Here is a 26,714-nt window from a genome sequence, read left to right as displayed (position 1 = left end):
GGCCGCCGACCTGTTCGAGACCTATGCGGTGACCACGGTCGCCACCATGGTGCTGGCGGCGATCTTCTTCCGCGACCAGCCCTACGTCGACACCATGATGCTGCTGCCGCTGGCCATCTGCGGCATCTGCGTCGTCACCTCGATCATCGGCTCGTTCTTCGTGCGTCTGGGCAAGAGCCAGAACATTATGGGCGCCCTGTATCAGGGCCTGATCGTCACCGGCGTGCTGTCGGCCATCGCCGTCTATTTCGTCATCGACGGCCTGGTCGCCGGCCCGATCGTCACCAACACCGGTCTGACCATCGAACCGATGAGCCTGTTCTGGTCCGGCATGGTCGGCCTTCTGGTCACCGCGGCCATCGTGGTCATCACGGAATACTACACGGGCTCGAACTTCCGCCCGGTGCGCTCGGTCGCCAACGCCTCGGTTTCGGGCCACGGCACCAACGTGATCCAGGGGCTGGCCGTCTCGCTCGAGTCGACCGCCCTGCCGGCGCTGACCATCATCGTCGGCATCGTCGCCTCGTATCAGCTGGCCGGCCTGTTCGGCATCGCCATCGCCACCACGACCATGCTGGGCGTGGCGGGCATGATCGTCGCGCTCGACGCCTTCGGTCCGGTCACCGACAACGCCGGCGGCATCGCCGAAATGGCGGGTCTTCCCTCGGAAGTCCGTCACTCGACCGACGCCCTCGACGCGGTCGGCAACACCACCAAGGCCGTCACCAAGGGCTACGCCATCGGTTCGGCCGGTCTCGGCGCCCTGGTGCTGTTCGCGGCCTATACGTCCGACCTGGACTATTTCGCCGCCAATCCGGAGCTCTATCCCTTCTTCGCCGGCATGGCCGAGATCGATTTCGGCCTGACCAACCCCTATGTCGTCGTCGGCCTGCTGTTCGGGGGGCTGCTGCCCTTCCTGTTCGGCGGCATGTCGATGATGGCGGTCGGTCGCGCGGCCGAGTCGGTCGTGGCCGAGGTGCGTCGCCAGTTCCGCGAGAACCCGGGCATCATGACCTATGAGGTCAAGCCCGAGTACGGCCGGGCCGTCGACATCCTGACCAAGGCGGCGATCAAGGAGATGATCGTGCCGTCGCTGCTGCCGGTGCTGTCGCCGATCGTCCTGTTCGTCGCCGTGCTGTCGATCTCGGACAAGGCCACGGCCTTCGCCGCCCTGGGCGCCATGCTGATGGGCGTCATCGTCACCGGTCTGTTCGTCGCCATCTCGATGACCTCGGGCGGCGGCGCGTGGGACAACGCCAAGAAGGTGATCGAAGAGGGCTTCACCGACAAGAACGGCGTCGTCCACGGCAAGGGGTCGGAGGCTCACAAGGCCGCCGTCACCGGCGACACGGTCGGCGATCCCTACAAGGACACCTCCGGTCCGGCGGTGAACCCGATGATCAAGATCACCAACATCGTGGCCCTGCTGCTGCTGGCGGTTCTGGCCAGCGGCAAGGTGTTCTGATCCGCCAACACTAGCCGCCGCGTCCCCCTCGGGGGCGCGGCGGTCGCCCATCAAAGAGGCCCCGGAGAGCGATCTCCGGGGCCTTCTTCGTGATGGCGGTGAAGCGGTAGACTATTCCCGGCGCTGCTGGCCCGGCTCGTCCTCGTCGGTGCGGGGCAGCTGGCCGCGCCCGATGTTGCCGAGCAACTGCTCGAGGATGGTCAACTGACGCCCGCGGGTCGGGGTTTCGCGGTCGTTCATGGCCACACGTTCGCCGTCGTCGAGCCCGAGGGTGCGGACCTCGGCGACCTGGCCGGCGTCATCGAAGGTGATCTCGGTCACGGTCCGCTGGGTCACCTGGGGCCGGTTGTAGGTGTATTTCTCGGTCACCTGGCTGATGTAGTACCAGACATTGTCGCGCTCGAAGGTCGAGGTCGTCGACGGCGAGCCCAGACGGGCCAGCACGGTCTGTTTGGTGTCCGTGCCGGCGACGATGTCGGCCGGCCGGGCGTCGATGGCCTGAAAGCCGTTCTGACCCACGGTGGGGGCGCAGGCCGAGGTCAGGGCCGCGGCCGAAAGAGCGGCGATCAGGAGGTTCGTACGAAGCATTTGCGGCGCCTGCGACTTCAACAAGGTCTTTGACCTAACCGGACCCGAGCCTTAGTTCAACGGCGCGGCGGAAAAGGGGCCGTATGATCATGCTTCAGAACCTGTTTCGAACCCGTCCCCGCGAGCGTCTGGGCCAGACGCTGTATGAGGCTGCCGTGCGTCAGGCGCGCGAGCCGGCCTTCTATACCCGGCTGGGCGTGGCCGACCGTATCGACGCGCGGTTCGAGATCTATACCCTGCATGTCCTGCTTCTGGTCATGCGGCTGCGCGACGAGGGCGAGCGCGGCGCCGAGGCCGGGCAGGATCTGTTCAACATCTATGTCTCGGCCCTGGACCATGCCCTGCGCGAACTGGGCGTGGGCGACGTTTCGGTCGGCAAGAAGATGCGCAAGCTGGGCGAGGCCCTCTACGGCCGGATGACCGCCTATGAGCCGCGCCTGCGGGACGGCGACGCCAGCGGACTGGCGGCCGGACTGGCCCGCAATGTGTACGAGAGCGAAGACGCCGGGGCGGGCGAGGCCCTCGCGGCCTATGCCCTCGCCAGCCGCGCCCGGCTGGCCGCGCAGTCGTTCGACGCCGTGGCCGACGCCCCGGCCTGGGCCGAGGTGAGCGAATGACCCTTCCTGACCTTCCTTACAGCGAGCCGGTTCGGCTGCATCAGGTGGCCGGGGGCGCAAAGCGGACGCTCGAACCCGACGCGGCGGCCCGGGCCCGGATCGTCAAGGCGCTGGACCTCGCGTCGCTGGACGCGTTCACCGCCGAGATGGATCTGAAGCCGACGGACGCCGGCTGGCGGCTGTCGGGCCGGGTTCGGGCCAGTCTGGCCCAGACCTGCGGCATCACCCTTGAGCCGCTGCCGCTCGAGATCGACGCACCCTTCGTTCTCAACCTCGCCGAGGCTGTGGACGAGGAGTCCGACGAGATCGTCATCACCATGGACGACGAATCGCCCGACCTGATCGAGAACGGCCAGATCGACCTCGGTCAGTATGCCGTCGAACAACTGGCCCTGCGGCTGGATCCGTTCCCGCGCAAGCCCGGCGCCGAATTCGTCCAGCCGCCGGAACCCGAGGAAATCTCGCCCTTCGCCGTGCTGAAGCAGCTTCGGCCGTCCGACGACAGTTGACGCAGGGGCGGCGTGGTTGCATCCCCCCGGTGCGGCGCTATCGTCGTCAAACTGACAAGCGCCGGACTGCCGGCGCGACGGAGTCGAAACGGCTTGTCATCCCCGATCCTGATTTCGCTCGACGCCATGGGCGGAGACCACGGTCCGCCCGTCGTGGTGGCCGGCGTGAGCGACTACCGCAAACGCCATGGCGGCGAGGGCGTGCGCTTCATGCTGCATGGCGACGAGACCGCGATCCGGGCCGAGATGACCCGGCACAGTCTGAGCGACGATCTCTGCGTCGTGCGCCATACCGACAAGGTCGTGGCCATGGACGAGAAGCCCGCCCAGGCCATGCGCCGCGGCAAGGGCTCCAGCCTGTGGAATGCGATCGAGGCGGTGAAGTCCGGTGAGGCCGGCGCCGTCGTCTCCGCCGGCAACACCGGCGCCCTGATGGCGATCTCCAAACTGCTGCTGCGGATGTCGGCGCACGGGCTGGAGCGGCCGGCGATCGTCGCCAGCTGGCCGACCCACCGCGGCATCACCGCCGTCCTCGACGTCGGCGCCAATATCGAGAGCGACGCGGAACAGCTGATCGAATTCGCCATCATGGGCGAGGCCTTCCACGCGGCGGTGCACGGCGGCGTCAAGCCGACCATCGGCATCCTCAACGTCGGCTCCGAGGAGATGAAGGGCCATGAGGAGGTCCGCGAGGCGAACCGTATCCTGCGCGAAGGCGGCGCCGGGCTGAACCTCGACTACCGGGGCTTCGTCGAGGGCACCGACATCGCCAAGGGCACGGTCGATGTCGTGGTCACCGACGGCTTCACCGGCAATATCGCGCTGAAGACCGCCGAAGGCGTGGCGCGCTACATTTCGGAACTGATGAAGGCGGCGCTGACGTCGAGCCCGATGGCCAAGGCCGGGGCCCTGCTGGCCTTGCCGGCCCTGAAGCGGATGCGCCAGAAGATCGACCCCAGCGCGATCAACGGCGGACCCCTGCTGGGTCTGAACGGGATTGTGGTGAAGAGTCACGGCGGCGCCGACGCCAAGGGATTCGGCAACGCCATCCGCGTCGCGGTCGAGCTGGGCCGCAGCGACTATCTGATCAAGGTCAGCGAGAGTTTCAGCCGCCTGACCGCCGTGCTCGAACAGCCGGCCGCCGTCACGGTGGAACCGGCCATGGAGACTCCCCAGTGAGCGTTATCCGCAGCGCCGTGACCGGCGTCGGCTCCTTCCTGCCGGAACAGGTCGTCACCAACGCCGACCTGGCGAAGATCGTCGACACCTCGGACGAGTGGATCCAGGAGCGCACGGGCATCAAACAGCGCCACCGCGCCCGCGATGACCAGCCGACCAGCGATCTGGCCGTGGAAGCCGCGAAACGGGCCCTGGCCGACGCCGGCCGGACCGCCGCCGAGGTCGATCTGATCATCGTCGCCACGACCACGCCCGACATGACCTTCCCGTCCGTCGCCTCGATCGTCCAGCGCAAGATCGGCGCCCCGACCTGCATCGCCTTTGACGTCCAGGCCGTTTGTTCGGGCTTCGTCTATGCGCTCAGCATCGCGGATGGCTTTGTCGCCCGCGGCATGGCGAAATGCGCCCTGATCATCGGCGCCGAGGAAATGACCCGGCTGATGGACTGGACCGACCGGTCGACCTGCGTGCTGTTCGGCGACGGGGCCGGCTGCGTCGTGGTCGAGCCGCGCGAGGGGCAGGGGACCAAGGAAGATCAAGGGCTGCTGGGATTCGCCCTGCGCTGCGACGGGACCAAGACCGACCTGCTGTATGTCGACGGAGGACCCGCGACCACGGGCACGGTCGGCCATCTGCGCATGGCCGGGAACCAGGTCTTCCGCCACGCCGTGGTCAATATCGCCGAGGCCATCACCGCCGCCTGCGCCGCCTCCGGGATCGAGGTGGCCGACGTCGACTGGTTCGTGCCCCACCAGGCCAACCAGCGCATCATCAAGGGCGTCGGCGACCGGCTGGGGCTGGATGAGAACAAGGTGATCTCGACGGTGGCCATCCACGCCAACACCTCGGCGGCCTCCATCCCCCTGGCGCTGGACGCCGCGATTCAGGACGGCCGCATCAAGCGCGGCGATCTGGTTCTGCTGGAAGCCATGGGCGGCGGTCTGACCTGGGGCGCTTGCGCGTTTCGTCTGTAGGGCGATTTCCAGCTTTCCATTTGACGACGCTTGGCCTTTTATGTCCGCCGACCGACCTTTGGAGGGGAGCGGACCTTTGGCTGAACATCAGACCCTGACGCGTGCGGACCTGTGCGAGGCGGTGCACGAAGAAGTGGGGCTGTCGCGACAGGAGTGCTCGGCCCTGGTCGAGCGCACGCTCGAGCTGATCATCGAATCGCTGGAACGCGGCGAGACCGTGAAACTGTCCGGCTTCGGCGTCTTCCAGGTCCGCGAGAAGCGCGCCCGGATGGGCCGCAATCCCAAGACCGGCCAACCGGCGGCGATCCACCCGCGCCGGGTCATCAGCTTCCGCGCCTCGCAGATCATGAAGGGCCGGGTTCACGACGCCGTCGTGAGCGCCTGACGCCCGTGGCCAAGAGCCCGAACGCCTTCAGAACCATCTCCGAAGCGGCGGCCGAGGTCGGCGCCCCCCAGCATGTGCTTCGCTTCTGGGAGACGAAGTTTGCGTTTCTGACCCCGCTCAAACGGGCCGGTGGCCGGCGCTTCTACCGGCCGCAGGATGTGGTCCTGCTGAAGTCGGTCAAGCGCCTGCTGCATGAGGAAGGCCTGACCATCAAGGGCGTCCAGCGGCTGCACAAGGAACAGGGGCTGAAGCGTCTGGCCCACTATGGCGACCCCGAGGGGGCGGTGACGTTCGAGCCCGACGGGGCCGCGCCGGCGACGGTCCCGGCGGCCGGGGGCGGCGGTCCGTCGTCGATCCGGCTGCGTCAGGTGCTGGCCGAACTGGAGGGCGCGCGGGCCCGACTGGAAGTGGTGCTGACCAGAAGCGCCTGACGGCGGCTTTTTCGGTTTGCGCCGCCGCGAACCCCGTCTATAGGGAGCGCCTCTCGGAGCGTGGCGCAGCCTGGTAGCGCACTTGACTGGGGGTCAAGGGGTCGCAGGTTCGAATCCTGTCGCTCCGACCATCTTCCGCAATGAAGACGGTTGGTTGAAGGGGTCGCTTTCGGGCGGCCCCTTTCCAATTGCGGTCAGGACTTGCCGCCTTCGGCCCATTTGAACAGCGGATAGAGGGGCACGCCCCAGCCGACGCCGGCGACGGCGTAGACCAGCAGGTCGATCAACTGGCCCGGCGGCAGCAGGCCGCGGAGTGCGATCGCGCCCCAGATCCATGCCGCGACGAAGACCAGCACGGCGATCATGGCGACGAAGCGACGGGTCCTCGGGCCCATGTCAGCGCTTGCTCCGGAACAGGAAGAAGCCGCCCAGGGCGAGGGCCGAGGCGGCCAGCGACCAGAGCACCCAGGTCCAGCCGTCCATGGTCCCGACGGCGAAGACGCGGACGGCCAGGAACCAGCCGCAGACGGCGGCGACGGCCGAAACCAGCGAGGTGGCGAACAGGCCGCGGCGGCCGGTGACCAGATCGGCCAGCCAGGCGAGGGCGAAGGCGCCGAGGACGGCGATGGCGATGTCGAGGTATTGCAACCGGCCTCTCCAGACTTGCGGCGATGCGACGCCGAAAAGCGACTCGATCTCGCCGCACAGCGGGGGCATACCGCTGGGGCCGGCGCGATCCAAGGACGCGCGGGCACTGTAACGGTCGGGACGGCAGGCGTCGAATGAAGCGTTTCATCGGTGGCGATCAGAACCGCGCGGTCGCCATCTGGCTGTTCGCCTGCGCCGCCCTGGTGTTCGCCATGGTCGTGGTCGGGGGAGTCACCCGCCTGACCGGATCGGGCCTGTCGATCACGGAATGGAAGCCGATCATGGGCGCCCTGCCGCCGATGAACGCGGCCGACTGGAACGAGGCGTTCGAAAAATACCGCGCCATTCCGCAATACCAGCAGGTCAACGCCGGCATGAGCATGGCCGAGTTCCAGGGCATCTTCTGGTGGGAGTGGGCGCATCGGCTGCTGGGGCGGCTGATCGGCGCGGCCTTCGCCCTGCCGTTCGCGGTCTTCCTGATCCTGCGCCAGATGCCGCGGCGGCTGATCGTGCGCTGCGCGGTTCTGCTCGTCCTCGGCGGACTACAGGGGCTGATCGGCTGGTGGATGGTGTCGAGCGGTCTGTCGGAGCGGGTCGATGTCGCGCCCGAGCGGCTGACGGTGCACCTGGGCCTGGCGCTGCTGATCTTCATGGGGCTGGTCTGGACCGGGCTGGAGGCCTGGAACGGCGAGCCGCACAGTCGCCCGCCGGTGGTCTGGAGCCGGGGCGCGGCCATCCTGCTCGGCGCGGTCTTCGTCCAGTGCCTGCTGGGCGGGCTGGTGGCGGGGGCCAAGGCGGGCTTCGTCTATACCGACTGGCCGCTGATGAACGGGGCGTTCCTCGCGCCAGTGGCGTGGGGCAATGGAGCGCTGGCCTTCCTGCATGACCAGGCGCTGGTGCAGTTCAATCACCGGATCTGGGCCTATGGGCTGCTGATCGGCGGGACGGTCTATGCGGTGCAGGCGTGGCGGTGGCGGCTGGCCGAGGGGCTGGGCGCGGCGGCGTTCGCGGTCGCGGCGGCGCTGTGGCTGCAGGCCCTGCTGGGCATCGCCACCCTGATGAACGCCACGCCGCTCTGGCTCGGCGCCCTGCACCAGGCCGGCGCGGCGCTGGTGCTGGCGGCGGCGACCGTCAACCTGTGGCTGGTGCGGCGCTCGCAGGCGCGGCTGTTTACGTCCGGACCGAGGTCCAGGGGCCTCTGATCGCGAAGGTGATCCCCGGGTACATGATGTTGACGAACATCACCGATCCGTCGGGCGAGAAACAGGCCCCCGCGAACTCGGCGTTGCCGGTGAAGACGTTGCGGCCGATCGTATAGACCTTGCCGTCGGGGGTGACGCCCTTGAGGTGGTTGCGCAGGTCGCTGGAGTAGTTGTCCTCGCACAGGATCAGGTGACCCCAGGGCGCGACGATGAGGTTGTCGGCCATGTTGGCGACCCGGATGTCGGCGCTCTCGAGGAACAGCTGCATCCGGCCCGGCATGAGGCTCTCGCCACGCCGGCCTTCGATCCGCGAGGGGACATAGCGCAGGATCTGACCGCGCTTCAGCGGGCCGCCGGAGGTGGCGGTCATGTAGAGCTCGCCGTCGCCCCAGAAAACGCCCTCGCCGCGCGCCACCAGGGCGGCGCCGGCGGCGTGACCGCGCTGGCGCAGGTCGCCGTTGGGCGACTCGACGTCGTCCATGTCGATCCAGACGACCTCGCGCCAGTCGTTGACGGCCCATTCGCGGGCGTCATGGTTGGTCGTGTTCGCGCCGGGCTTGCCCTTGAACGCCATGGCCTGGAGCCGGCCGCCCTCGGCCAGCTTGCCGGGCGTGGTCGGGATGAAGCGGTAGAACAGGCCGTCGGTCTTGTCCTCGGTGAGGTAGACGATGCCGGTACGCGGATCGACGCAGACCGCCTCATGCTCGAACCGCCCCATGGCCTTCAACGGGACGGGGACGACCAGGCCGGTGGCGTCGGCGGGCACCTCGAAGACATAGCCGTGGTCTTTGGTCACGTCCGCAGCGGCGGGCGTCTGCTCGGTTTCCTCGCAGGTCAGCCAGCTGCCCCAGGGGGTGTGGCCGCCGGCGCAGTTGGTGCTGGTGCCGGCCAGCGAGAGGAACTGGCGCACGGTGCGGCGGGTCTCGAGATCGTAGATCAGCGTCGTCGTGCCGCCCGGCAGCACCCGCCCGTCCTTGTAGGTGTCATAGGCGCGGGCCGGATCCAGAAGGCCGATCCGCTCCTGATGGAAGCCGCCTGGGCCGAGGTTCCGGTGCAGGGCGCTGGAGCCCTTCAGTTCGTGGTTGCGCACCAGGGCGACGCGCGGGCCGTCGAGGGCGAAACAGCCCATGCCGTCGGGCTGGCCCGGGACGAACAGGCCGTCATCCATGGTGTCGCCGCTCTGGGAGATGACCTGGTAGGAAAAGCCCTCGGGCAGGTCGAGCAGGCGGTTGGGATCGCTCACCAGCGGACCATAGCCGTGGACCTGATTGACGTAGGTCTCTTCGGTCGCCGCGGTCTGGGCCGCCACGCTGCGGGCGAGGCCGGCGAAGGCGAAGGCGGCGGCCGAGCCGGCGATGAGGTCACGACGATGGGGGCGCATGGGGACTCCGGACGGGGCTGCCCTGCTTATGACGGCGGCGGGCGATCGGGTCATCATGGTTCCGTGACAGGCGTGAGTCCGCGCCGTCCGCGTGCACGGTCGGTCGCTGCATATTTGGGAAGACGTGCGGAGTCAGGGGGTTCGCGGCGCGGGATATGCTGGCAATCGGCGGATTGGCAGCGCTTAGTTTCCTTCTCCCATTGGGAGAAGGTGGGCGGCGAAGCCGCTCGGATGTGGGTCGGCTGGTTGAGGCGGCGAAGCCGCCCCCCGGCGGGCGACCCACACCCTTTCGCGCAAGAACGACGGCTCCGCCGCCGTGCGCTCAAGCCCTCTCCCAATGGGAGAGGGGCGTCTCAATCCTTCAACGCGCGCCCGGCGACCACCGCCTTCGCCCCGAATTTCGCTCGCAGCCGGTCGATGGCGGTCTCGGTCCTGAGCGTCCGCGCCTCGGTGGTCTCGAACAGGGCCGGGGCGTCCACGGCGTCGACGACCTCGGCCATGCCGATGCCGATCAGGCGGTAGGGGCGGCCGAGTTCGGGGGCCATGAGCTCGCGTCCGGCGGCGAACAGGGCGCGGGCGGTCTGGACCGGTTCGGGCAGGCTGACCCGCCGGGTGACGATCTTGAAGTCGGTGCGCCGCAGCTTGAGTACCAGCACCCGGCTGGCGACGCCGTCGCGCCGCGCTTTTGAGGCCAGTTTTTCGCACAGGGGCCAGAGCTCGGCCTCGAGGTCTTCGACCGAGGTCAGGTCCGCGTTGAAGGTGGTCTCGGCGCTCATCCCCTTGCGGTCGTGCTCGGGATTGACCCGTCGGGCGTCGCGGCCGTGGGCGAGATCGTGCAGGCGCAGGCCGGTCTCGCCATAGCGTTTGACCAGATCGCGGACATCGGCGGCGGCGAGATCGCCGACCGTGGCGTAGCCGTCGCTCTGCAGCGTCTTGCGGAAAACCGGACCGACGCCGGGCAGGATGCCGACCGGGCGGGGCGCGAGCACGGCGGAGGCCTCAGACCCGAGGACGGAGAAGCCGCGCGGCTTGTCCAGTTCGGACGCCACCTTGGCGAGGAAGCGGTTGGTCGCGAGGCCGATGGAGACGGTCAGGCCGGTGTCGGTCTCGATCTGTTGCTGCAGGCGGATCAGCTGAAAGGCCGGCGGGCCGCCGTTCAGCCGCTCGGTGCCGGCGAGGTCGATCCAGGCCTCGTCCAGCGACAGGGTCTGGACCAGGGGCGTCAGCTTGCCGACGGCGCCGAAGATGGCCTCGCTGGCGGCGACGTATTTGCGGAAGTCGGGCTTGATGACCACGGCCTCGGGACAGGCCTTCAACGCCTTGAACATCGGCATGGCCGAGTGAACGCCGTACTGGCGGGCGACGTAGCAACAGGTGGAGACCACGCCGCGCTTGCCGCCGCCGACGATGACGGGCCGGTCGCGCAGTTCGGGGCGGTCGCGCTTCTCCACCGAGGCGTAGAAGGCGTCGCAGTCGAGGTGGGCGATGGTCAGGCGGTCGAGCTCGTCGTGGCCGACCATCCGGCGCGAATCGCAGGCCGGGCAGCGGTCGACCTTGTGGTCGCCGGTGTGGAGGCAGTCGCGGCAGATGGATTTCATGCGGAGGAGATTGTGCCCGAGGCGATCGCGGCCCGCCATCGCCATCCCTGGGCGCGATGGGTGAGACCCGAGGTTCATCACAAAGGACACGAAGGAAGAAGCCACGAAGGTCACGAAGGGACCGGCGTTTCATGGCCGCGCGCAGCGCCTTGGCCCCGCGAAAGTTGGAATGCCTGCGGCGCCTCAAGCTCGATCTCTTCGTGTTCTTTGTGGGTTCTTCGTGTCCTTCGTGACGAACCAGCCGTTCCGTCCAAACCGGATCCGGCGCCCGCGCGGGCGCTTCACGCCAACTTAAGACCCCTCGGGTCACAGTCCACGAAGAAGGCGAAAAGCCTCCGTGCAGCCGCACTCCATGAGGCGACAGGCCAGGTGATGATGTCCAAGAAAGTCCTCATCGTCGAGGATAACGAGCTGAACATGAAGCTGTTTCATGATCTGCTCGATTCCCAGGGCTACGAGACCCTGCAAACCCGCGAGGGCCTGCAGGCGCTGGCGCTGGCGCGGCTGCACAAGCCCGACCTGATCCTGATGGACATCCAGCTGCCGGAAATCAGCGGACTGGAAGTGACCAAATGGCTGAAGGACGACGAGGAACTCAGCCACATCCCCGTCGTCGCCGTCACCGCCTTCGCCATGAAGGGCGACGAGGAGCGCATCCGCAACGGAGGATGCGAGGCCTATATCTCCAAGCCCATCTCGGTGATGCATTTCCTCGACGTGGTTCGGAAACATCTGGGGTAGCGAGCGATGACGGCGCGTATTCTTGTCGTTGACGACGTCGAGCCGAATGTTCGCCTGCTCGAGGCCAAGCTGACGCTCGAATATTATGAGGTGCTGACCGCGGGCGACGGCCTGACGGCGTTGCAGATCGCCTCCGATGAGCGGCCCGACATCATCCTGCTGGACGTGATGATGCCCGGCATGGACGGGTTCGAGACCTGCCGGCGGCTGAAGGCCGATCCGGTGACGCGACACATCCCCGTGGTGCTGGTGACCGCGCTGGACGGGCGCGAGGACAAGCTCAAGGGGCTGGACGCCGGGGCCGACGACTTCGTCACCAAGCCGATCGACGACGTCATCCTGTTCGCCCGCGTTCGCTCCCTGCTGCGGCTCAAGTCCGTGATGGACGAACTGCGCGAGCGCGAGGAGAGCGGCCGCCGGCTGGGGGTCGACACCGACGGCGCCGGACGGCTGCGCGGCTCGGGCGGGCGGGTGCTGATCGTCGACGACAATGCGCGTCAGGCCCAGAAGATGGTCGAGCATCTGGCCGGCGAACACCGCCCGACGGTCGAGAGCGACCCGGCCGCGGCCCTGATCGCGGCGCGCGGTCCGGTCGACCTGATGATCGTCAATGTCTCCAGCGCCGAGTTCGATGGCCTGCGCTTCGTCGCCCAGGTGCGGTCGACCGAGGCGTCGCGGCGCATGCCGATCCTGGCGGTGGTTGATCCGGCCGACCGGCCGCGCCTGCTGAAGGCGCTGGAGCTGGGGGTCAATGACATCCTGCCGCGCCCGGTCGATCCGGAGGAGCTGGAGGCGCGGGCCCGCACCCAGATCAAGCGCAAACGCTATGCCGACTTCCTCAAGCAGAAGCTGGACTACAGCCTCGAGATGGCGGTCACCGACGCCCTGACCGGGCTGCACAACCGCCGCTACATGGCCGGACAGCTGCAGGCGCTGATGAGCCGGGCGGGGCAGGGGGGCGATGGCGTGGCCGTGCTGGTCATGGACATCGACCATTTCAAACTGGTCAATGACGGCTTCGGCCACGACGCCGGCGACGAGGTGCTGCGCGAGTTCGCGGTGCGGCTGGCCACCAATGTCCGCGCCATCGACCTGCCGTGTCGTCTGGGCGGCGAGGAGTTCGTGGTGGTCATGCCGGGCGCCAGCCTGGAGGACGCGACCCATGTCGCCGACCGCATTCGCCGCGACGTCGGCGGCCAGCCATTCCCAATCATGGGCGGGGCCGAGGGGCTGACCATCACCGTCTCGGTCGGAGTCGCGGCCAGCACCGGGCTCGACGATACGCCGGAGGCCCTGCTCAAGCGGGCTGACGAAGGGGTCTATGAGGCCAAGTCGCGCGGTCGCAACCAGGTGATCGCAAGGGCGGCGTAGCGGCCGCTACCGGCTCATCCACGGCTTGGACTTGCCGGTCGCTATGCTGGCCGCCTGTTCGCGCTGGAAGCGGCCGCCGCGGGGCGGTTTGGGCCGCGCGTCGATGATCGCCTGCTTGAGGCGGAGGGCGCGTTGGATGGAGGTCTCCGGAGGCGTTTCCGGCTGGTCTTCGTCGGGGTCGGTCATCCCGGCAGTCTAGCACGCGGACAAAGAAAAACGCCCGGCCATCACGGACCGGGCGTTCGAAAATCCAGCAGGGCGCGAGCCTTACTTGATCTTGCCTTCCTTGAACTCGACGTGCTTGCGCACGACGGGGTCGTATTTCTTCACGACCATCTTCTCGGTCATGGTGCGGGCGTTCTTCTTGGTCACGTAGAAGAAGCCGGTGTCGGCGGACGAGTTCAGGCGGATCTTGATTGAAGCCGGCTTGGCCATCGGAATTACCTTTGCGACGGCGAAAGCCGCTGAAATGAGAGGCGCGGAACATACTCAGGCGCGCTCCAAAGTCAACGCCGCTCAGACAGGCCGCCACGCGGTGACGGGTCGCACGGTGGCGCAGGCCGGGGAACCGTCCTTGCCGCGGCCCGGCAGATGCACCTCCAGCCGCGCGCCGGGGAGGCGCAGGGCGTGCGGGATGTCGTGGATGTCGATCTTGGCCCGTCGGCTCCAGGCGGCGGCGTGATCGCCGGCCGAGGTACCGATGCGGATGTAGACGAAACGGCGCTCCGCTCCTTCCCGGCGCACGAAGGGGCCGGTCAGGCGGCCGTCCGGGTGCACGGTGACCGGAAGCTCGAACGCGAGCGGGCCCTCGCCGGCCGTGCGCGGCTCGAACGGCAGGTCGTCCTTCTGCAGGCTGTAGCGCACGCCGGGTACCGGGTCGTCGATGATGAGGCGCAGCGTCATGACGTCGGGCATGGGCCCAGACTAGGCCGGTGCGCCCGACGCCGGAAGACCTCAGCCCGAGGTGATGATCCCGCAGGCCACACGGTCGCCCGAACCGCCGATCGGCTGGGCGGTGTGGTCGTCGGGCCCGGCGTGGATCAGGATGGCGGCGCCGTCGGCGTCCAGCAGGTTCGGACCGCCCGCGCCCTCGACCAGGGCGGCGTCGGCGGTGAACACCTCGGCGAACCCGCGGCCGTCGGCGCCGGCGTACAGGTTCGGCAGGTCGCCCGATTCGGGGCCGTCGGCGTTCAGCAGGCCATGCATGGCGGTCGAATCGCCATGCTTCACATGCGAGCCGGCGCTGGTGAATTTCGGCCCCTCGCACTGGCCGACGCCGTGCAGGTGCAGGCCGTGCCAGCCGGGGGTCAGGCCGGTGGCTTCGACCCGGATCAGAACGCCCGTCGGGCCCTGGCGGAAGGTGACCCGGCCGGCGCTCTCGCCGGTCCCGTTGACCAGGCTGGCGCGGGCCGTGGCTCCGACCGGAGCTCGTCCGGCGGGCGCGTGCGGGGCCGGGGCCTCGGCGGCCGTGTCCGGCGTCGCGGTCTCCGGCGCGGGGGCAGGATTGCAGGCCATCAGCGGCAGGGTCAGCAGTCCGGCGGCGATGAGAGGAAGGCGCATGGCGTGTGTCCTTTCGAGGATCGGCTTTTCGACCGTGATTCTTTGCCTCGGCGAGGCCTGAATGCTAGAAAACCTGTTCGCGGATCACGTTCCGATTCCGGCCATTTAAAGCCTGATTTCCTTGACTGACGACAGCTACGATAACGCCCTTCCTCCGACGTCGGGGGCCGGCGGCGGCGACATTTCCACCATCACGATCGAGGACGAGCTGAGGCGCTCGTATCTCGACTACGCCATGAGCGTGATCGTGTCCCGCGCCCTGCCGGACGCGCGCGACGGGCTGAAGCCCGTGCACCGCCGCATCCTGTACTCGATGTACGAAGCCAAGATGACGCCGGACCGCAGCTATTCGAAATGCGCGCGGGTGGTCGGCGACGTGCTGGGCCGGTTCCACCCGCACGGGGACTTGTCCGTCTATCACGCGCTGGTGCGGATGGCGCAGCCGTTCTCGATGGGGCTGATGCTGGTCGACGGCCAGGGCAATTTCGGCTCGGTCGACGGCGATACCCCGGCCTCGATGCGTTACACCGAGTGCCGCATGGCCCCGGCGGCGGCGGCCTTGCTGACCGACATCGACAAGGACACGGTCGATTTTCAGCCGAACTACGACGAGAAGGAGATGGAGCCCGTCGTCCTGCCGGCGCGGATTCCGAACCTGCTGGTCAATGGCGCGGGCGGCATCGCCGTCGGCATGGCGACCAACATCCCGCCGCATAACCTCGGCGAGATCGTCGACGCCTGTGTGGCGCTGCTGGACGATCCGGAGATCACCGACGACGCCCTGCTGGATATCGTGCCCGGCCCCGACTTCCCGACCGGCGGCGAGATCCTCGGCCGCACGGCGCCGCGCAACGCCCTGCGCGACGGGCGGGGCTCGGTCATCGTGCGCGGCGTCGCCACGATCGAGACGATCCGCAAGGACCGCGAGGCCATCGTGGTCACCCAGCTGCCGTTCCAGGTCAACAAACAGACCCTGATCGAGCGCATCGTCGAAATGGTCCGCGAGAAGCGGATCGAGGGCATCTCCGACGTCCGCGACGAATCCGACCGCGACGGCATGCGGATGGTGATCGAGCTGAAGCGCGACGCGTCCGGCGACGTGGTGCTGAACCAGCTGTGGCGCTTCACGGCGATGCAGAGCTCGTTCGGCGTCAACATGCTGGCGCTGAACCACGGCCGCCCGATCCAGATGGGCCTGCGCCAGCTGCTGGAGGCCTTCCTCGAGTTCCGCGAGGAAGTGGTCGTCCGTCGCATCAAGTTCGAACTGGCCAAGGCCCGCGACCGCGGACACGTGCTGGTCGGTCTGGCCGTGGCCGTGGCCAATATCGACGAGGTCATCCACATCATCCGCAGCTCGGCCGATCCGGCCGAGGCGCGCGAGCGGCTGCAGGCCAAGAGCTGGCCGGTCGGCGACATGATCGCCCTGATCGAGCTGATCGCCGACCCGCGCTCCATGCTGGTCGAGGGCGACAAGCTGAACCTGACCGACGAACAGGCGCGCGCCATCCTGGGCCTGACGCTCAGCCGCCTGACCGGCCTCGGCCGGGACGACATCTTCGGCGAGGCGCGCGGTCTGGCCGACACCATCCAGGGCCACCTGACCCTGTTGAGCGACCGCGCCAATATCCTGGGCGTGATCCGCGCGGACCTGCTGGAAGTGCGCGAGGAGTTCGCGGTGCCGCGCCGGACGATCATCGGCGAAGGCGACTATGAGCTGGAAGACGAGGACCTGATCCCGCGCGAGGACATGGTCGTCACCGTCACCCACGGCGGCTACGTGAAGCGCGTGGCGCTGAACGCCTATCGGACCCAGCATCGCGGCGGCAAGGGCCGCAGCGGCGTGGCGATGAAGGAGGATGACGCCGTCGTCGGCGTGTTCTCGGCCTCGACCCACACGCCGGTGCTGTTCTTCGCCACCAACGGCAAGGCCTACAAGCTGAAGACCTGGCGTCTGCCGCTGGGCAATCCGCAGTCGCGCGGCAAGGCGTTCGTCAACCTGCTGCCGATCGAGCCGGGCGATTCGATCATGAACGTCCTGCCCCTGCCCGAGGACGAGGCGGAGTGGGGCAACCTGGACATCATGTTCGCGACCCGGTCGGGCGACGTGCGCCGCAACAAGCTGAGCGACTTCGCCACCGTCAACCGCGCCGGCAAGATCGCCATGAAGCTGGAGGACGGCGACCACATGGTCGGCGTCGCCCTGTGCACCGCCGAGGACGACGTCATGCTGACGACCGCCCTGGGCCGCGCCATCCGCTTCAAGGCCGATGATGTACGCGTCTTCAAGGGCCGCGATTCGACCGGTGTGCGTGGCGTGCGGCTGCAGAAGGACGACGCCGTCATCTCCATGGCCGTGCTGGGCCGGGTCGATGCGACGCCGGACGAGCGCTCCGCCTATGTCAAACACGCCACCGCCATGCGCCGGGCGACCGGTGAGGCGGACGAGGAGACCACCGTGGTCGAGGCCGATGACGAGGCGACCGGCGACGCTGTGCTCAGCGTCGAGCGTATCGCCGAGCTGGGCGCGGCCGAGCAGTATATTCTGACGGTCACCGAGACCGGCTTCGGCAAGCGCTCCTCGGCCTATGAATACCGGCGGACGGGCCGGGGTGGGCAGGGGCTGACGGCCCATGGGCTGGGCGGTCGCGCGGGCACGCGCCTGGCAGCCTCCTTCCCGGTCGAGGACGGCGACGAACTGTTGCTGGTCACGTCGGGCGGGCAGATGATCCGCACGCCGGTCGATCAGGTCCGCATCGTCGGCCGGTCGAGCCAGGGCGTGACCATCTTCCGGACCGCGGAGGGCGAGAAGGTCGTCTCGGTCGAACGTCTGCCGGACAGCGGCGGCGGCGAGGCTGACGCGGTCGAGGGCGAGGCGGCGGACGGCGACGGCGAAGCCTGATCCATGGCCGTCGCCCACGACCTTCGCGTCGACGGCGAACCGGCGAGATTCGCTGACCTGACCCATCAGGCCCTGTTCAACTACGGGGCCTACACCTCGTTTCGAGTGGAGGCGGGCGGGGTCCGGGGGCTTGACTTGCATCTGGCCCGGCTCGACGCGTCCGCCGTGGACCTGTTCGGCGAGCCGGTGGGCGAGGCGCGAATGCGGGCCCTGATGCGTGACGCCATCAGCGCGCGGCAACAGTGCTGGCTGAGGGTCAGCCTGTTCGCACCCGAGCTCTCGATGCGCGAGCCGGGCTGGCGCGGGCGTCCGAAGGTGATGATCGGCGCGTTTGATCCGCCCCTGCCGCTGGCCGACGGCGCCCGCCTCCAGCTCCAGACCTATGCGCGGGAGGTGGCGCATCTGAAACACGCGGCCACCTTCGGCCTGATGCGGGCCCGACGGAGTGCGCGCGAAGCCGGCTTCGACGACGCCCTGTTCGCGGATGAGCAGGGCCGGGTGTCGGAAGGCAGTCTGTGGAATATCGGATTCACGGTCGGCGACGAGGTGGTCTGGCCCCTGGCTCCCATGCTGGCCGGCGTGGCGCAGGCGCTTCTTCAGCGGGGTATGGAGGGTGTCGGGCTGAGCCAAAGGGACGAGCCCGTCCACGTCAGCGATCTGGCGAAATTCGACGGGGCGTTCCTGTGCAACAGCGCCACGCCCGCCTGCGCCGTGGCGGCCATCGGCGAGCGCGCCTTCGCCACGTCGCCGGTCCTGATCGACCGCCTCCGCGCCGCGTGGGCGTCCAATCCGGTCCAACCGATCTAGGCCGGTCGGACCTCACCTGCTAAACCGCTGGAAAGGCGGGGAGGATCGTGATGCGCATCGGCCTGTATCCGGGCACATTCGACCCCGTCACCAACGGGCATATGGACATCATCGGGCGCGCCGTGAAGCTGGTCGACCGGCTGGTCATCGGCGTGGCGCGCAATGACGACAAGGGGCCGCTGTTCACCACCGACCAGCGCGTCGAGATGGTGCGCGCCGAGGTGGCCCATCTGGGCGACCGGGTCGAGGTCCGGTCGTTCTCCAGCCTGCTGATGCATTTCGCCGAGGAACTGGAGGCCGGAATCATCGTGCGCGGCCTGCGCGCCGTGGCCGACTTCGAATACGAGTTCCAGATGACGGCGATGAACCAGCGCCTCAATGCCGACATCGAGACCGTCTTCCTGATGGCCGATCCGCGGCACCAGGCCATCGCCTCACGCCTGGTCAAGGAGATCGCCCGACTGGACGGCGCGATCGACAGTTTCGTCAGCCCCGCCGTCGCCGAAATGGTGCGGGCCAAGGTCAAGGGATAGAATGAGCTTCAAGATCACCACCGCCGGCGCGTTTTCGATCGCGCTTCTCGCGGCGTCCGTCCCGGCCGCGGCCCAGACGGCCGCGCCGGCGTCCGACTGGCGCACCGTTGCGCCCGAGAACCTGCTGGTCATCGACACCGCCAAGGGCCGGGTCCTGGTCGAGATGGATCCGCGCATCGCCCCCCAGTCGGTGGAACGCGTGCGGACCCTGGCCGACGGCGGATTCTACGACGGGCTGAAATTCCACCGCGTGATTGAAGGCTTCATGGCCCAGACCGGCGATCCGCTCGGCACCGGCATGGGCGGCAGCGACCTGCCCGACGTGCCGGGCGAGTTCATGTTCCGGAGAGGGCGCGACTTCGGGTTCGTCAATCTGATGACGGATGCGACCGGCCAGCTCGGGATCGCCGGGTCCATGCCGATTCTGACCCAGCCTGACGCCCAGATGATGGTCACGGCGGACTTCAAGGCGGCGGGCCAGGCCCTGTTCTGTCCCGGCGTTGCGGGCATGGCGCGCAGTTCGGGTCCGGACACCGCCAACAGCCAGTTCTTCCTGATGACCGGCGCCAACGCCGGTCTGAACAGCCTCTACACGCCGTTCGGCCGGGTCGTGGACGGCATGGAAGCGGTCGTGGCGCTGAAGACAGGGTCGCGGGGGGCGGACGGCAGGGTCGATGATCCGGACCTGATGACCCGCGCCCGCACCGCCGCCGCCATGCCGGAAGCCGAGCGGCCCGTGGTCCGGGTGATGACGCCCGCCAGCCCCGCCTTCGCCGCCCTGGTCGAGCAGGTCCGGGCCGAGCGGGGCACGGCTTTCACCATCTGTGACGTCCAGCCGCCCGTCCAGGTGACGGGGGGATGATCCACCCTGGGGAGGATATGATGAAGACCATCACCGGCCTTGCGGCCCTGCTTGCCTTGATCCCGGCGTCGGCCCTGGCCCAGGACGTCGGCGGACCCCCGCCGCCGCCCGCCCCCGCCGCCGCCCCCGCCGCCGCGGCGATGGCGGCATCGGAGTGGCGCGCGGTCCCGGCCGAGAATCTGCTGGTCATCGACACCACGCGCGGCCGCATCCTGGTGGAACTGACGCCGGAGGTGGCGCCGTTGCACGTCGAGCGGATCAAGCTGCTGGCGCGGCGGGGCTTCTACGACAACACGCCGTGGCACCGGGTGATCGACTGGTTCATGGCCCAGACCGGCGACCCGCTGGGCAATGGCGAGGGCCAGAGCCCGTATCCGGACCTGAAGGCCGAATTCACCTTCCGCCGCGACCCGACCATGCCCTTCGCGTCGGCCGCGGAGCCGACCGGCGCCCGGGTCGGCTTCTTCCATTCCCTGCCGGTCCAGACCCAGCCCGATTCGGCCTTCGCCCTGACCGGAGACGGCAAGGTGCACGGCTGGGGCCTGTACTGCCCGGGCGTGGCCGGCATGGCCCGCGACGAGGGCAATGACACCGCCAACAGCCAGTTCTTCCTGATGCGCCAGGCCTATCCGGCCCTCGACAAGCGCTACACGGTCTGGGGCATGACGGTGTCAGGGCTGGACGTCGTGCGCACGCTGAGGGTCGGCGACGGCGACAACGGCATGGTCACGGCCGATCCCGACCGGATGACCCGCGTCCGCGTCGCCGCCGACATCCCCGAGGTCGAGCGGCCGGGCGTGCAGGTTCTGGCGACCGATTCGCCGCGATTCCGAACGCTGGTGGACGAGACGCGCGCGGCGCGCGGGGCCGATTTCTCGGTCTGCGACGTGACCCTGCCGGTTCAGGTCGTCAACTAGGACCTCTGTCCGCCGAGTTGAATCTGGCTTGCGGTATCCCGTCCGGGCGGGGTGCGGCGATCGGGAGGTTCATCACAAGGGACACAAAGGGAATCACATGGGACACGACGGGACCGGGGATGCGTCCCGGTCAGGCGCCTTGCCTCACTGACCCGTATCGCGGCTTCGCCGCCTTCATCCGGGTAATGCCGGCGACGGTCCAAGGGCTTTCCCGAAGCTTTGATGGCGGATTCGGCTCTGTCATCCGCTCAGAACCCGTTGTGTCCTTCGTGATTTCCTTCGTGCCCTTTGCGATGAACCAGCGACCGCAGGCGCAGGGGAACGGAAGTCGCGTCAGCCCAGGCGACGATTGGTCTAGGACCGGCCGCGGCGGCGGCGGGCGGGTTTGCGGTCCTCGCGCATCTGCTGCAGCAGAAGGCCCTCGCGCAGACCGCGGTCGGCGACCCTTACCCGCTCCGAGGGCCAGGCGCGCTGCACCGCCTCCATGATGGCGGCGCCGGCCAGCACCAGGTCGGCGCGGTCGGGGCCGATACAGGGCTCGGCGGCGCGTCCCTCCGCGCCCAGGCGTCTCAACGTCATGGCGGCGGCTTCGCAATCGCCCCGGGTCATCCACAGCCCGTCGACCAGATTGCGCTGATAGCGCCGCAGACCGAGATGGATGCCGGCCAGACTGGTGATCGCGCCGGAGGTGCCGACCATATGGGCCCGGCCGCTGACGAACAGCTCACGCAACGAGGGATCGACCGGCGCCTCGGCGATGGCGGCGCCCATGTCGGCCACCATGGCCTCGTACCAGCCGTCCAGACCCGCGGTGGGTTCGGGATGCCGTTCGGCGAGGGTGACGACCCCGACGGGGGCCGACATCCAGCCCTCCAGAACGAAGGCGTCGCCGCGTTTCGACAGCCAGCTCAGCTCCGTCGACCCGCCGCCGACGTCGACCACCAGCACCGCCTCGACCGACGGATCGAACAGGTTCAGGCAGCCGCGGACCGCCAGTCGGGCCTCTTCGATCGGGTCGATGATGCGCAGCTTCAGCCCGGTGCCCCGGCGGACCCGATCGATGAAATCCGCCCCGTTGTCGGCCTGGCGGCAGGCCTGGGTGGCCACAGCCATCAGGCGCGAGGAATCGACGCCCTTCCGCGCCACCCGCTCGCTACACAGCGCCAGGGCGTCATAGGCCCGGTCCATGGCGGCGTCATCGAGCCGGCCCGTGCGGGACAGGCCCTCGCCCAGGCGCACGATGCGGCTGAAGGAGTCAACGACCCGAAAGCCGTCGCGCGCCGGCCGGGCGATCAGCAGCCGGCAATTGTTGGTCCCCAGGTCGAGCGCGCCATAGAGCGTCGCCTCGCGACCTGACGCCCCTGGTCCGCCGGCGGCGCCGTCGCGGGCGCGCGTTCCGTTGGAGCCCGGGGGCTGGGACCGGTCGCCGCGCGGGGGCGCGTCGTCGGTCTCCGGCATGGGCCGAACTTTCAAGGTGGGCGGTCCGAAACGGCGCCCGTCCCGGACACTCTAGAGCGGTGCAAAGCTCCGCGCCAAGCGTGTCTGTCGCGAAAATGAACGGCGTGACGCGGATAAGGCTCAGGTCGGGTCAGGCAGTCTGTGATCATGACCCAGTCAACTGTCGCAAAATTCGGCCTCGGACAGATCGTCCGTCACCGCGACGCCGCCTTTCGCGGCGTGGTGATCGACATCGACCCGGCCTATGCCGGCCTGCCCGGCGAGACGGGCGAGGTCCGGCCGGACCAGCCCTTCTATCAGGTGCTGGCCATCGGCCCGGACGGCGGCTTCATCGCCTATGCCGCCGAGACCGCGCTGGAGCAAGATCCGGAGCTGTCGGCCCTGACGCGCGAGGCGGAAAGCCGCTGGTTCACGGTCGATTCCCATGGCCGTCATGCGCCCCGGGCCCACGCCATTCACTAGGCGGGCGCTGGCGTGTGCGGCGCGACGGGCCTAGATTGTCGCCAAGGGTCCTTCAGAGCCCGCAGGTTGCAGGAGCAGGTCCATGTCCGACTTCGAACACGTGTTCGATGCGCCGCCGGAAGGCGCCGCCGCCGACTGGACCATCCCGCAGGACTGGGCCGCCTATACCGAGGTCGAGCACCGGACCTGGGACACGCTGTACGCGCGGCAGATGAAGATCCTGCCGGGCCGGGCCGCCGACGTCTTCCTCAAGGGGCTGACGGCGCTGGACCTGAACACGGGCGGCATCCCGGATTTCGCGGTGATGAACCCCAAGCTCCAGGCCCTGACCGGCTGGACGGTCGTCTGCGTGCCCGGCCTGGTGCCTGATGAGGTGTTCTTCGACCATCTGGCCAACCGCCGCTTCCCGTCGGGCCAGTTCATCCGCAAGCCGGACCAGCTGGACTATCTGCAGGAGCCGGACATCTTCCACGACGTCTTCGGCCATGTGCCGATGCTCAGCGACCCGGACTTCGCCGCCTATATGGAGGCCTATGGCAAGGGCGGGCAGCGCGCCGCCTCGCTGGGCGTGTTGCAGAACCTGGCCCGGCTGTACTGGTACACGGTCGAGTTCGGGCTGATGCAGGATGCGGGCGGCCTGCGCATCTACGGCGCCGGCATCGTCTCGTCGGCGACCGAGAGCGTGTTTTCGGTGGAGGATGCCTCGCCCAACCGGCTCGGCTTCGACCTCGAGCGGGTGATGCGGACCCTCTACCGGATCGACGACTTCCAGCAGGTCTATTTCGTCATCGATTCCATCGAACAGCTGAAGCGCGAGACGCTGCAGGACTTCGGACCGATCTATGGACGCCTGAAGGGCGCGTCGGATATCGCCATCGACGCCATCCTGCCGACCGATCAGGTCTTCACGCGCGGCACCCAGGCCTATGCGTCGCGGGGGGGGCGGTTTGCGGCCTAGTCGTGCGTGATCAGGCTGTTGCGGCCCGTATCGCGCATGCGGATGTAGGTCAGTAGCGACACGCCGATCAGGGCGGTGACGTACCAGAAGAAGGCGCTCTCCATGCCTTCGGCCTTGAACCACAGGGCGACATACTCCGCCGTGCCGCCGAACAGGGCGTTGGCGATGGCGTAGGGCAGGGCGACGCCCAGGGCCCGGATATGGGCCGGGAACAGTTCGGCCTTCACCACGGCGTTGATCGCGGTGTAGCCGCTGACGATGATCAGGGCCGTCATGGCCAGCAGGAAAGCCGTGAACGGGCTCTCGACGCCGGACAGCGCCGTCATGATGGGCACGGTGAACAGCACGCCCGCCACCCCGAAGGCGATCATCACCGGCCGTCGTCCGACCCGATCCGACAGCGCCCCCACGGCGGGCTGCAGCAGCATGAAGACGAACAGGGCCGCGGCGCTGACCTCGGTCGCGGTTGTCTTGGAGAAGCCGGTCGTGTTGACGAGGAATTTCTGCAGATAGGTCGTGTAAGTATAGAAGGCGACGGTCCCGCCGGCGGTCAGGCCGAGGACCATCAGCGCCTCCTTGGGATGTTTGAGGATCAGCAGCAGGGCGCTGGATTTCGGCGCTTCGCTCGCATCGCTGGCGATGAAGGCCGCGGTCTCGTCCAGCCGGCGGCGCAACCAGAACACCACCACCGCCAGGGCCGCCCCGACGAAGAAGGGGATGCGCCAGCCCCAGGCCGCCAGATCGGCCTCGGCCATGGTCCTCTGCAGCACGATCAGCAGCAGCAGGGCCAGCAACTGGCCCGAGATCAGGGTGACGTACTGGAAGCTGGACCAGAAGCCGCGGTGTTTCGCCGTGGCCATCTCCGACAGATAGGTGGCGGATGAGCCGTATTCGCCGCCGACGCTGAGCCCCTGCAACATGCGGGCGAACAGCAGCAGGGCCGGGGCGGCCAGGCCGATGCTCGCATGGCCGGGCGTGCAGGCGATGATCAGGCTGCCGGTGCACATCAGGGTCACGGACAGGGTCAGGCCAGCCTTGCGGCCTTTGCGGTCCGAATAGACCCCCATGACCCAGGCCCCGACCGGCCGCATCAGGAAGCCGACGGCGAAGACGGCCGCCGCGCTCAGCAACTGGGCGGTGCTGTCGCCCTCGGGGAAGAAGATCGGCGCGAAATAGACGGTGAAGGCGGCATAGGCGAACCAGTCGAACCATTCGACCAGATTGCCGGCCGAGCCGCCGATGATGTTGCGCAGTCGGCGGGCGGGGGTCATGGCGGTCGAGGTCATGGAACGCAAATACGCGTCCTTCTGCGCGGGCGAAAGGTGACGGCGTGTTCATGCTGCCTTTCCCGCCGATTGTGATTTTATCGGCCGCCATAAGGTCTGAAGGGAAATCGACCCTGATCCACACTTCAAAAAACTGGCTGTTCAAGGCGCCCGGTGATATCGACCGGATCGAAGCCTGTTTCACTGGCGTGGCCTACGGGCCGCATCGCCACGACACCTATGCCGTCGGGGTGACCCTCGGGGGAATTCAGACCTTCGACTATCGTGGCGCAGCGCGTCATTCACTGCCGGGGCAGATCGTCGTGATGCACCCCGATGAACTCCACGACGGCAGGTCAGGCGACGGAGAGGCCTTCCGGTATCGCGCCGCCTATATCCGGCCGACTGACCTGCAGGACGTCCTGGGTGGGCGGACCCTACCGTTCATCGACGGGGGTGTTTCCGGTGATCCAAGGCTCGCAGCGGCAATCGACGCGCTCCTGTCCGATCTGGATCGGCCTCTGTCCCTGCTGGAGTCTCAGGACGCGCTGGTAGGGGTCGCGGGTGCGCTTGAAGCTGCGTCAGGCGGTGTTCGGGTGATCCGCCGCGCGAGCTGGGAAGCGGCGCGGATGGCTCGTGACTATATTGACGACTGCCTCGACACGACCTTCTCGTTGACCGAACTGGAGCAGGTCACTGGTCACGATCGCTGGCAGCTTTCGAGAGATTTCCGGGCGTTGTTCGGCTCCAGTCCCTACCGCTACCTGATCCTGCGCCGGCTGGAGAGAGCCAGGGCCTTGCTGGCCGAAGGTCTGGCCGGCGCGGAGGTCGCCGCGGCCTGCGGATTCGCCGACCAGAGCCATTTCGGCCGTCAGTTCCGGAAGACCTACGGCCTTGCGCCGATGGCCTGGTTGAACGCCATCACGCCCGCGCACGATCGTTCTATTCGCGTCTGACGCGGTCGGCCTACTCAGGCTCATGACCTCAAGAACGATCTTCTCAACCGAACCCCACAAAGGCTGGCTTCCCTGGGGAATTCTCGCACCCCTTCTGTTCATCGCCTTTGTCATCGCCTCCGTTCTGATACCCTCGCCCGGGCTGAGAAGCCTCGGGCTGGAAGATGCCGAGGGCGGTCCGATCGGCCTCAACGGCATGTACGCCTTCCTCGTTGTCGCGTTCGGCCTCAATGGCCTGATGGTTCTCGCCTGGATCTGGCTGGTCGAGCGGCGTCCGCTGTCGACCGTCGGCCTGACCGGTCCGGCGCCCCTGACGACCCTGTTTCGGGGTCTGTTGATCGGATGCGTGACCATCTCTGCGGTCGTCGCCTCCATCGGGTTCGCCGGCGGTTATCAGGTGGGCGAATTCGGGCCGGCTTTATCCTCGCCCACAGCGCTCGGCAGCATGGCCCTTCTGCTGGTCTGCTTTGCGATCCAGGCCGGAGTCGAGGAATTCATATTCCGCGGTTGGCTGTTGTCGGTTGTGACCCGAAAATGGGGCCAGCTGGCAGCCGTGGTAGTCACGACCCTGGTCTTCACCTTCCTGCATTGGTCCCCGGGACAGGCCTGGCCGGACATGTTGAGCTCGGTCCTGTTCTCGGTTTTCGCCTGCCTATGGGCGATCCGGGCGGGAAACATCTGGGGGGTGATGGGCTGGCACATCGGCTGGAACTGGCTGCTGTCCATCGGGTTCGAACTGCCGGTCACCGGTTTTGTGATTGATCTACCTGCCCTGATTGTCCGGTTGATTCCGCAGGGCCCGGACCGGCTGACGGGCGGCGATGTGGGGCCTGAGGGCAGTTGGATCTGCAGCGTCCTCTTCCTGATCGGGATCGCGTTCCTTCTACGGCCGCGCAAGGCCTGACCGGGCGCCGGCGAGCGAACCGGACGGGATCGGCTTTCCCGACG

30 protein-coding genes and 1 tRNA gene are annotated in these 26,714 nt (G+C 68.1%); 20 read left to right on the top strand and 11 right to left on the bottom strand.

The features are described 5' to 3' along the window. The coding region (locus tag B2742_RS07030) for a sodium/proton-translocating pyrophosphatase (RefSeq protein ID WP_292064434.1) at positions 1-1,465 on the top strand (1,465 nt) is incomplete at its 5' end. A 111-nt stretch (positions 1,466-1,576) separates the two neighbouring features. On the opposite strand, the gene B2742_RS07025 is transcribed toward B2742_RS07030, so the two are convergent. Beyond that, on the bottom strand, positions 1,577-2,053 hold the full coding sequence (locus tag B2742_RS07025; protein WP_292064433.1) for an outer membrane protein assembly factor BamE: 477 nt from the start codon (positions 2,051-2,053) through the stop codon (positions 1,577-1,579). 83 nt (positions 2,054-2,136) lie between these two features. Between B2742_RS07025 and B2742_RS07020 the strand changes: the two genes are divergently transcribed. The 7 genes from B2742_RS07020 to B2742_RS06990 all read left to right on the top strand — a co-directional run bounded on the left by B2742_RS07020 (position 2,137) and on the right by B2742_RS06990 (position 6,279). Next, positions 2,137-2,670: a ubiquinol-cytochrome C chaperone family protein gene (locus B2742_RS07020; protein ID WP_292064431.1), complete on the top strand. Its 534-nt coding sequence runs from the start codon at positions 2,137-2,139 to the stop codon at positions 2,668-2,670. Next, entirely contained in the window at positions 2,667-3,179 is a 513-nt protein-coding gene (locus B2742_RS07015; protein ID WP_292064429.1) for a YceD family protein, read from the top strand. Before B2742_RS07020 ends, B2742_RS07015 begins: the two co-directional genes overlap by 4 nt. Positions 3,180-3,272: 93 nt before the next feature. Then, positions 3,273-4,358 (top strand): phosphate acyltransferase PlsX, encoded by a 1,086-nt coding sequence (gene plsX / locus B2742_RS07010; RefSeq protein WP_292064427.1) that lies wholly within the window; start codon positions 3,273-3,275, stop codon positions 4,356-4,358. Next, a complete protein-coding gene (locus B2742_RS07005; protein ID WP_292064426.1) occupies positions 4,355-5,332 on the top strand; it encodes a beta-ketoacyl-ACP synthase III in 978 nt (325 codons plus the stop codon). Before plsX ends, B2742_RS07005 begins: the two co-directional genes overlap by 4 nt. A gap of 76 nt (positions 5,333-5,408) precedes the next feature. Next, a complete protein-coding gene (locus B2742_RS07000; protein ID WP_292064424.1) occupies positions 5,409-5,717 on the top strand; it encodes an integration host factor subunit alpha in 309 nt (102 codons plus the stop codon). A gap of 5 nt (positions 5,718-5,722) precedes the next feature. After that, positions 5,723-6,148: a MerR family transcriptional regulator gene (locus B2742_RS06995; protein ID WP_292064422.1), complete on the top strand. Its 426-nt coding sequence runs from the start codon at positions 5,723-5,725 to the stop codon at positions 6,146-6,148. A 54-nt stretch (positions 6,149-6,202) separates the two neighbouring features. Continuing rightward, positions 6,203-6,279, top strand: a tRNA-Pro gene (locus B2742_RS06990). A gap of 63 nt (positions 6,280-6,342) precedes the next feature. Here the strand turns inward: B2742_RS06990 and B2742_RS06985 are convergent. Next, on the bottom strand, positions 6,343-6,543 hold the full coding sequence (locus B2742_RS06985; protein ID WP_292064421.1) for a DUF2842 domain-containing protein: 201 nt from the start codon (positions 6,541-6,543) through the stop codon (positions 6,343-6,345). Between the two features lies 1 nt (position 6,544). Further along, the gene (locus B2742_RS06980; RefSeq protein ID WP_292064420.1) at positions 6,545-6,796 is read right to left on the bottom strand and encodes a transglycosylase; all 252 of its coding nucleotides are present in this window, start codon (positions 6,794-6,796) and stop codon (positions 6,545-6,547) included. 134 nt (positions 6,797-6,930) lie between these two features. Between B2742_RS06980 and B2742_RS06975 the strand changes: the two genes are divergently transcribed. Next, complete coding sequence (locus tag B2742_RS06975) at positions 6,931-7,998, top strand: COX15/CtaA family protein (RefSeq protein WP_292064418.1); 1,068 nt, start codon at positions 6,931-6,933, stop codon at positions 7,996-7,998. Here B2742_RS06975 and B2742_RS06970 read toward each other — a convergent pair. Both B2742_RS06970 and B2742_RS06965 read right to left on the bottom strand, forming a co-directional pair. Next, positions 7,967-9,379 (bottom strand): alkaline phosphatase PhoX, encoded by a 1,413-nt coding sequence (locus B2742_RS06970; RefSeq protein ID WP_292064416.1) that lies wholly within the window; start codon positions 9,377-9,379, stop codon positions 7,967-7,969. The genes B2742_RS06975 and B2742_RS06970 overlap by 32 nt on opposite strands. A 353-nt stretch (positions 9,380-9,732) precedes the next feature. Beyond that, positions 9,733-10,977: a DNA polymerase IV gene (locus tag B2742_RS06965; RefSeq protein WP_292064415.1), complete on the bottom strand. Its 1,245-nt coding sequence runs from the start codon at positions 10,975-10,977 to the stop codon at positions 9,733-9,735. 375 nt (positions 10,978-11,352) lie between these two features. On the opposite strand from B2742_RS06965, the gene B2742_RS06960 reads away from it, so the two are divergent. Together B2742_RS06960 and B2742_RS06955 are read left to right on the top strand one after the other, a co-directional pair. Next, positions 11,353-11,718: a response regulator gene (locus B2742_RS06960; protein ID WP_292064413.1), complete on the top strand. Its 366-nt coding sequence runs from the start codon at positions 11,353-11,355 to the stop codon at positions 11,716-11,718. A 6-nt stretch (positions 11,719-11,724) separates the two neighbouring features. Continuing rightward, positions 11,725-13,089, top strand: a complete 1,365-nt coding sequence (locus B2742_RS06955; protein WP_292064411.1) for a PleD family two-component system response regulator — start codon at positions 11,725-11,727, stop codon at positions 13,087-13,089. Positions 13,090-13,095: 6 nt separating this feature from the next. Here B2742_RS06955 and B2742_RS06950 read toward each other — a convergent pair whose 3' ends face one another. The 4 genes from B2742_RS06950 to B2742_RS06935 all read right to left on the bottom strand — a co-directional run bounded on the left by B2742_RS06950 (position 13,096) and on the right by B2742_RS06935 (position 14,604). After that, positions 13,096-13,275, bottom strand: a complete 180-nt coding sequence (locus B2742_RS06950) for a hypothetical protein (protein ID WP_292064409.1) — start codon at positions 13,273-13,275, stop codon at positions 13,096-13,098. A gap of 81 nt (positions 13,276-13,356) precedes the next feature. Further along, entirely contained in the window at positions 13,357-13,524 is a 168-nt protein-coding gene (gene rpmG, locus B2742_RS06945) for a 50S ribosomal protein L33 (RefSeq protein WP_055830646.1), read from the bottom strand. An 81-nt stretch (positions 13,525-13,605) separates the two neighbouring features. Beyond that, positions 13,606-14,004, bottom strand: a complete 399-nt coding sequence (locus B2742_RS06940) for a DUF5990 family protein (protein WP_292064406.1) — start codon at positions 14,002-14,004, stop codon at positions 13,606-13,608. A 39-nt stretch (positions 14,005-14,043) separates the two neighbouring features. Beyond that, complete coding sequence (locus B2742_RS06935) at positions 14,044-14,604, bottom strand: superoxide dismutase family protein (RefSeq protein WP_414633052.1); 561 nt, start codon at positions 14,602-14,604, stop codon at positions 14,044-14,046. Between the two features lie 166 nt (positions 14,605-14,770). Here B2742_RS06935 and gyrA point away from each other — a divergent pair, with 166 nt between their 5' ends. Genes gyrA through B2742_RS06910 form a run of 5 tightly spaced genes read left to right on the top strand, consistent with a single transcriptional unit; the run spans position 14,771 to position 20,667 of the window. Beyond that, positions 14,771-17,548 (top strand): DNA gyrase subunit A, encoded by a 2,778-nt coding sequence (gene gyrA, locus B2742_RS06930; RefSeq protein WP_292064400.1) that lies wholly within the window; start codon positions 14,771-14,773, stop codon positions 17,546-17,548. A gap of 3 nt (positions 17,549-17,551) precedes the next feature. Beyond that, the gene (locus tag B2742_RS06925) at positions 17,552-18,355 is read left to right on the top strand and encodes an aminotransferase class IV (RefSeq protein ID WP_292064398.1); all 804 of its coding nucleotides are present in this window, start codon (positions 17,552-17,554) and stop codon (positions 18,353-18,355) included. A gap of 50 nt (positions 18,356-18,405) precedes the next feature. Then, the gene (gene coaD, locus B2742_RS06920; protein ID WP_292064396.1) at positions 18,406-18,888 is read left to right on the top strand and encodes a pantetheine-phosphate adenylyltransferase; all 483 of its coding nucleotides are present in this window, start codon (positions 18,406-18,408) and stop codon (positions 18,886-18,888) included. Between the two features lies 1 nt (position 18,889). Continuing rightward, the gene (locus B2742_RS06915; protein WP_292064395.1) at positions 18,890-19,750 is read left to right on the top strand and encodes a peptidylprolyl isomerase; all 861 of its coding nucleotides are present in this window, start codon (positions 18,890-18,892) and stop codon (positions 19,748-19,750) included. A gap of 20 nt (positions 19,751-19,770) precedes the next feature. Next, positions 19,771-20,667 (top strand): peptidylprolyl isomerase, encoded by an 897-nt coding sequence (locus tag B2742_RS06910; protein WP_292064393.1) that lies wholly within the window; start codon positions 19,771-19,773, stop codon positions 20,665-20,667. Positions 20,668-21,021: 354 nt separating this feature from the next. Here B2742_RS06910 and B2742_RS06905 read toward each other — a convergent pair whose 3' ends face one another. Continuing rightward, on the bottom strand, positions 21,022-22,125 hold the full coding sequence (locus B2742_RS06905) for a Ppx/GppA phosphatase family protein (RefSeq protein ID WP_292064718.1): 1,104 nt from the start codon (positions 22,123-22,125) through the stop codon (positions 21,022-21,024). 147 nt (positions 22,126-22,272) lie between these two features. Between B2742_RS06905 and hspQ the strand changes: the two genes are divergently transcribed. Further along, positions 22,273-22,587 (top strand): heat shock protein HspQ, encoded by a 315-nt coding sequence (gene hspQ, locus B2742_RS06900; RefSeq protein WP_292064391.1) that lies wholly within the window; start codon positions 22,273-22,275, stop codon positions 22,585-22,587. 82 nt (positions 22,588-22,669) lie between these two features. Next, on the top strand, positions 22,670-23,545 hold the full coding sequence (phhA, locus tag B2742_RS06895) for a phenylalanine 4-monooxygenase (RefSeq protein WP_292064389.1): 876 nt from the start codon (positions 22,670-22,672) through the stop codon (positions 23,543-23,545). Here the strand turns inward: phhA and B2742_RS06890 are convergent. Then, entirely contained in the window at positions 23,542-24,831 is a 1,290-nt protein-coding gene (locus tag B2742_RS06890) for an MFS transporter (RefSeq protein ID WP_292064717.1), read from the bottom strand. The two genes, phhA and B2742_RS06890, sit on opposite strands and share 4 nt — an antisense overlap. A 50-nt stretch (positions 24,832-24,881) precedes the next feature. On the opposite strand from B2742_RS06890, the gene B2742_RS06885 reads away from it, so the two are divergent. Next, positions 24,882-25,766, top strand: a complete 885-nt coding sequence (locus tag B2742_RS06885) for an AraC family transcriptional regulator (protein WP_292064715.1) — start codon at positions 24,882-24,884, stop codon at positions 25,764-25,766. Between the two features lie 22 nt (positions 25,767-25,788). Then, complete coding sequence (locus B2742_RS06880) at positions 25,789-26,670, top strand: CPBP family intramembrane glutamic endopeptidase (protein WP_292064388.1); 882 nt, start codon at positions 25,789-25,791, stop codon at positions 26,668-26,670. Positions 26,671-26,714: the final 44 nt, after the last annotated feature.

Source organism: Brevundimonas sp. UBA7664 (assembly GCF_002483305.1).
GTDB lineage: Bacteria > Pseudomonadota > Alphaproteobacteria > Caulobacterales > Caulobacteraceae > Brevundimonas.
This window is presented reverse-complemented; position numbering and strand designations above follow the sequence as displayed.